This is a genomic window from Gemmobacter caeruleus, assembly GCF_008271655.1.
GTDB classification, from domain to species: Bacteria; Pseudomonadota; Alphaproteobacteria; order Rhodobacterales; family Rhodobacteraceae; genus Gemmobacter; species Gemmobacter caeruleus.
This window is the reverse complement of record NZ_VKKX01000019.1, coordinates 1-6,078: the sequence shown is the minus strand read 5'-3', so window position 1 is coordinate 6,078 and position 6,078 is coordinate 1. Positions and strand designations below refer to the sequence as shown.

General features: G+C 53.2%; 5 protein-coding genes. All 5 read left to right on the top strand.

All coding sequences use genetic code 11. From position 1 onward, the window contains the following. Positions 1-234 precede the first annotated feature (234 nt). The 5 genes from FOA17_RS06865 (at position 235) to FOA17_RS06845 (ending at position 5,959) form a co-directional block, all read left to right on the top strand. A complete protein-coding gene (locus FOA17_RS06865) occupies positions 235-1,422 on the top strand; it encodes an epoxide hydrolase family protein (protein WP_203232285.1) in 1,188 nt (395 codons plus the stop codon). A gap of 68 nt (positions 1,423-1,490) precedes the next feature. Beyond that, positions 1,491-2,261: an SDR family oxidoreductase gene (locus FOA17_RS06860; RefSeq protein WP_162528187.1), complete on the top strand. Its 771-nt coding sequence runs from the start codon at positions 1,491-1,493 to the stop codon at positions 2,259-2,261. Positions 2,262-2,339: 78 nt separating this feature from the next. Then, positions 2,340-3,839, top strand: a complete 1,500-nt coding sequence (locus tag FOA17_RS06855; RefSeq protein ID WP_149140744.1) for an FGGY family carbohydrate kinase — start codon at positions 2,340-2,342, stop codon at positions 3,837-3,839. A gap of 95 nt (positions 3,840-3,934) precedes the next feature. Beyond that, positions 3,935-4,686, top strand: a protein-coding gene (locus FOA17_RS06850; RefSeq protein ID WP_149140743.1) for an IS5 family transposase whose coding sequence is annotated in 2 segments (ribosomal slippage) — positions 3,935-4,265 and positions 4,265-4,686 — 753 coding nt in all. Because the reading frame shifts where the segments join, the coding sequence is not laid out codon by codon here. 103 nt (positions 4,687-4,789) lie between these two features. Further along, complete coding sequence (locus FOA17_RS06845; protein ID WP_149140742.1) at positions 4,790-5,959, top strand: HPP family protein; 1,170 nt, start codon at positions 4,790-4,792, stop codon at positions 5,957-5,959. The last annotated feature ends 119 nt before the right edge of the window (positions 5,960-6,078 follow it).

Here is a 6,078-nt window from a genome sequence, read left to right as displayed (position 1 = left end):
CTTGCAGTTTTGGATTGCCGCGGGACAGACGTTTTGCGGTCGATCCGAGCTGAAACCACAACAAGTGAAATAGGGCCGTGTCTATCCGGTTACCATCCGAAGTCTCTGCAGCGGTGTTGATGGATCAGCGAATCCAAGAATTCTGCACTGTGGGTAGTGAATTAGGGCGCAAGCCGGATAGCCGTGGTTCGTGGGTACGTTGGGAACTTTTATAGGTAAAGGAGCTAACCCGCTATGGTAGTGGAGCCCAAGCCGTTTGTCATCGACATCCCGGATGAAGTCCTAGTAGATCTCGACAAACGTCTCGCCGCAACACGGTTTCCCTCGTCAATATCAGGGTCTGGATGGTCTTACGGCACGGATGTCGATTATCTTCGTGAACTCGTTAGCTACTGGCGGACCACCTACGATTGGCGCAAGGCGGAGCGTCAAATAAATACCTTGCCCCAATACCAACAGGACATTTCAGGCGTCGATCTTCATTTTGTGCATCTGCCCGGAAAAGGTCCGGCTCCGATGCCTCTGCTGTTTTTACACGGTTGGCCTGGTTCCTTCCTGGAGGTCACGAAAATCATCGGTCCACTAACTGACCCGGGCTCTTTTGGTGGTGATCCCGCTGATGCATTCTCAATAGTAGCACCTAGTCTCCCCGGATTTGGATTTTCGTCGGACATAGGTCGGCCCGGCATGCATCCTGGTGCGATGGGGGAGATCCTCGCCCGCCTTATGACTGACGTGCTGGGCTACCAAAAGTTTGCAGCGCAAGGGGGTGACTGGGGTTCCACCATCCTCAGTCGGATGGCGCACACCTATCCCGACCGAATTGTAGGCTTACACTTGAATTACTCGTCTATCCAGCCAAACTTGGATGGGCCGGACGATTTAACGGCACAAGAGTACCGCTTTTTGGAGGCCCATAGGCAATGGGTTCTCAAAGAGGGAGCCTATAGCACCGTCCAAGCAACTAAGCCACAGAGTCTGGGAGTAGGGCTGAATGACTCTCCCGCCGGGTTGGCAGCGTGGATAATCGAAAAGTACAGAAGTTGGTCCGACTGTGCCGGGGACTTACAAAACGTTTTTACGAACGATGAGTTGCTCACAGCGGTGATGATCTATTGGGTTAGCGGTTCAATTGCGTCGTCCTCTCGGTTGTACTTTGAGCGCGCCAGCGAACGTTGGCAATTGGCGCCAGGAGAAATCATAGACGTACCTACCGCTTACGCTCACTTCCCCGCTGAAATACGGCATCCACCAAAAGAGTGGCTGAAGCGCATCTACCGGCTTGAACGCTATACGGACATGCCGAGAGGTGGTCATTTCGCGGCGATGGAGGCGCCAGAATTATTAATTGACGACATTCGTTCCTTCTTTCGCCCCCTTCGAGGAACCGAGGTCAAATCGATTGCCTTACCAAGGAAATAACTAACCACTCGCCGAAAATCGGAACCACATCAGATCAAAAAATGAAGCGAAGTGACAACGAGGATAAAATGACAGCTGAACCCATACAGAACGCAGACCAGACGCCTAAAATTGCTCTTGTTACAAATGTGACCCAGTTTGCAGGCCCCGGCGCGGTTCAAGCACTGATCGAAGATGGGTATCGAGTAGTTTGTCACGACGATACTTTCGGCGCCCCCCTTGCCCGAGAGACTTTCTGCTCAGCGAACCCCGGGTGTGTAGCACTCTCAGAGCAGCGACCCGACCGTCTTGTGGAAGCAACGCTTGAACACGGAAACGCAATCGATACGATTGTTTCGAATGACTATATTCCCAGGCCGCAAAATCGCATGACACTCGAAGGAGCTAGCGAGGAAGACGTCCGGCGCATGTTCGAGGCTTGTACCATTTTCCCGATTCGACTTCTTCAATCTGCCATCAAACCGATGCGCGCCGCAGGCGGTGGTTCCGTAATTTTTATCACGTCTTCGGTTGGCAAGCGGCCCTTGGGATACAATCCGATCTATGGTCCTGCGCGTGCTGCCACAACGGCACTTGCTGAATCCGCCGCCAAGACATTGTCCCGAGACAACATTCTGATCTACGCGATAGGTCCCAACTTTTTTAATAACCCCACATATTTCCCAACCTCCCAGTGGGAGACGGACGCGGCTCTCCGAGAAAAGGTGGCACGTGAGGTGCCGCTCGGTCGACTGGGTAAACAAGAGGAAATGGGCGCGCTGATTGCCTTTCTTGCATCACGTCGTTCGGCTCCGCTTGCGGGACAGTTTTTTGCTTTTACGGGCGCTTATTTGCCTTGACCACGTGTCGGCTGAAGCGGCACTCGCTGGACAAACACAAAACCCAACAAGGGATTAAAATTTAGGAGGGGATTTTCAATGGCTAATAAATACATACTGGCAATCGACGCGGGTACGACTGGCACCCGCGCTGTGATTGTTGACAGAGACAGCAACATTAAGGCCCAAGCCTACAGCGAGTTTACCCAGTTTCATCCAGCTCCTGACCGCGTAGAACACGACCCGGAGGAGATCTGGCAGACCACGTATGCCATGATGAAAAAAGCGCTGAAGGCAGCAGATCTAAAACCGACCGAAATCAGCGCCATTGGCATTACGAACCAACGCTCCACTCGGATGGCTTGGAATCGACAGACCGGTCAGCCTATCTATCCTGCAATCGTGTGGCAGGATATGCGAAATGCCAATATGGTCGAGTCGATTCGCAGCGAGTGGGGCGAAAAAGCCTACAAGCACACGGGCTGGCCCCTCTGTCCGCTCTATTCATCGCTTGGGTTGTGGTGGATGATGGAAAATGTCCCCAATGCCCGTCAGCAGGCTGAAGCCGGTGATGTCATTTTTGGCAATGTCGATGCTTGGCTGATATATAAACTGACCGGGGGAAAGGTCCACGCCACTTCGGCCTCCAACGCCACCGTCGCTGGTTACTATGACCTGTACAAGGACGAATGGTATAAGGAATGGTTTGACTTTCTGAACGTGCCGGTGAGCGGTATGCCGGAGGTGCGAGATGACTCGGGCTTTTTTGGAGTGACCGATCCCGAGCTCTTCGGCGTGGAGATTCCGATCACGGGAAACATTGGAGATCAACAATCAGGACTTTTGGGCCAGGGTTGTATTGAGGCTGGCTCTGTAAAATGCACACACGGCACTGGCACCTTCCTCAACATGAACGTCGGCGAAAAGTTACCTGACTCGCGCAGTGGCACCAATGTACTCATTGCTTGGCGCATTAACGGCAAGACTACCTACACCTTGGAAGGCTACGCTTCTGTGACAGGATCGGCTGTACAGTGGTTGCGAGATAGGGCTGAGTTAATCGAGGACTCGGCGAAGACCGAGGAGTTGGCTAGGAGCGTAGCGGATAACGGAGGAGTCTACTTCGTTCCTGCCATGACCGGCTTGGCAGCCCCTTACTGGGATACCTCAGCCCGGGGTACGATTATTGGCATTACCCTAGGCACTTCACGGGCTCATTTGGCCCGCGCAACGTTAGAATCTATCGTCTATCAAACCAAAGACTTTCTGCAGAGCATGCGCGCGGATTCTGGTGTGGAGATCAAATCCATGAGAGTGGACGGTGGGGCGGTTCGCAACGATTGGTTGATGCAGTTCCAGTCTAACCTATTAAACGCGGAAGTCGTGCGTCCAACCAATCCCGAAACAACCGTGATGGGCGCAGCCTACATGGCTGGGTTGGCTTCTGGTTACTGGTCAAGTTTTGAAGACGCCTTTTCGGGTATCAAAGTTGAGAAAAGATTCAAACCTCGAATGGAGGCAGAGGAACGGGAAAGACTCTATGGTCAATGGACCAAAGCGGTTCATCATTCCAGAGGATGGATTAACAATAATGGTTAAAGAGTTCCCGACTTAATGGGCTAGGGTCTGTTGATGTTTGAGGATTCCCAATTCGGGTAGTGTCTGATTCAAGCTTGCCAACAGGGGAGGCAAGCTTGATCCGCACCGTTCTGACTGACGCCCAGTGGGCCGCCATCGCTCCGCATTGCCTTGGCCGGGAGTGCGATCCGGGGCGCACCGGCCCCGATCCACGGATGTTCGTGGAAGCGGTGCTTTGGATCGTCCGAACCGGCTGCCCGTGGCGCGACTTGCCGTCAGAGTTCGGGAAGTGGAACACCGTGTTCAAACGCTTCCGCCGCTGGGTGAAGGCCGATGCATTCTACATGATGTTCAGAGCGTTAGCCGAAGACGCAGACTTTGAATACGTGATGGTGGACGGCACCATCGTCAAGGTCCACCGCCACGGTCAGGGCGCAAAAGGGGGACCGAAAGCCAGGCTATCGGGCGCTCTCGCGGCGGCGTGACGACGAAAATCATGGCGCTGACCGACGCGCTTGGCAACCTGATCGACTTCCGCCTGCTGCCCGGCCAGGCCCACGATCTGCGTGGCACCGCGGCGCTCATCGAGCGGCTCTCGGGCGGAAAGCTGCTTGCGGACCGGGCGTTTGACGCGAACTGGCTGCGCGAGGCCTTGGCCAAGGCGGGAACCGAGGCGGTGATCCCGCCCAAGTCCAACCGGCGCTTCCCGGCTGAATTCGACCGCGACACCTACAAGTGGCGCCATCTGATCGAAAACCTCTTCGGAAAGATCAAGGAATACAGAGGGATCACCACGCGTTGCTGCAAAACCGACACCAGTTTCGCCGCCTTCATCGCCATCGCGGCCACCATCATTCGCCTGCGGTGAACGTCAACAGACCCTAGTAAGCCTAAGTGATTTTCTTGTGGCAGAGGGGGAGTGCTACCTCCGCGGTAGTGAGATCGTGCAAAGTAAGAAACGGATAGCATGAATGAACTCCTTAAAGTCATGGCGAATTTCAAAACATGTGAAGGGTTATGGTCCAGCGATGGGCGCGACCTCTCATTGGGAGGTTATGCGAGCCGGTCTTGGCGTGTGTTTCGCCCTCGGAATTGCGACGTCGCTCGTTCGTGCACTTAGTCCAACACCAGAGTACGGCCTATTTTTGATAGCGCCATTTGGCGCTACGGCGATTCTTATTTTTGCCATCCCGACGAGCCCGCTAGCGCAGCCCTGGTCGGCTCTGGTGGGAAACACGGTATCGGCTTTGACCGGCGTCTTGGTGGTGAGGGTTTTGCCAGAGTTTCCTTTTCAGATTCCTCTCGCTGTGAGTCTTGCGGTGTTCGCAATGTTCACTTTGCGTGCGTTTCATCCACCGGCTGGTGCCATCGCAATGACTGTACCTATTTATCCTTCGCTGGTAGAAACCTTCGGCTACAGGTTTGCGATAACTCCCGTAGCGACCGTCACTTTGTTATTGATCTTGACTGGGGTGCTCTACGGGTTTTTGTCGAGAAACCCTTATCCTAATAAGCACAACTTTAGGTCTCGAAACGAACTAGGCCCGGGAGATAAAATCTCACTTAATGACGAAACCGCTATCAAGATTCCACGACACTATCGCCAGTCATTAAATCTTGACGCCGGCAACTTAGCGAGTGTGTTTGGAGGGGCCGAACAAAAAAACGAAGCAAGTAAATCCAGAAAGCTAACTGCATCGGATTTTATGTCTACCAAACTGATATGCGTTGGTGTTGATGATTCGCTTACGACAGTCACTACTGCCTTTCGGAAAAATAATGTTACGTCCATTCCAGTGATCGACTTAGAAGGCAGGTTCAAGGGAGTAATACATCAAAGCAAAATTTTTAGCGAAGAGGCCGGGTTTTTATCAAGAGGATTGTCGATGACGTCGAAGACCCCTAAAAAGCCTTGTCGTAAAGAGGGAGAACTAAAAGACAGGGCAGAGCAAGTCATGACCAAGAGTGGACTAACTGCCACGCCGTCCACGCATCTATCGCTCTTACTCCTGGTTCTAGCGGAAAAAGGGGTTCAGTCGATTCCGATAGTAGAGAATGGACAGATTGTTGGCATCGTCACGCAGACTGACATACTCGCCGGTCTTGTAAGATTATTCGTCATACAGAGAGGTGACCTCTAATATGACTATCATAACCGCTGTTTGGCCCCCACATTGTCCTTCGTCGCCAAGTCTTCGATCGAGGTTCCCACGAATGGAGAACGGGAGTTTCTCATGACCTGCTCCCCTGAAAGTTCCTC

Excerpts from the sequence above, each read along its gene's own strand:
- FOA17_RS06865 (WP_203232285.1), top strand. The coding sequence starts at position 235 with ATGGTAGTGGAGCCCAAGCCGTTTGTCATCGACATCCCGGATGAAGTC.
- FOA17_RS06855 (WP_149140744.1), top strand. The coding sequence starts at position 2,340 with ATGGCTAATAAATACATACTGGCAATCGACGCGGGTACGACTGGCACC.
- FOA17_RS06860 (WP_162528187.1), top strand. The coding sequence starts at position 1,491 with ATGACAGCTGAACCCATACAGAACGCAGACCAGACGCCTAAAATTGCT.
- FOA17_RS06845 (WP_149140742.1), top strand. The coding sequence starts at position 4,790 with ATGAACTCCTTAAAGTCATGGCGAATTTCAAAACATGTGAAGGGTTAT.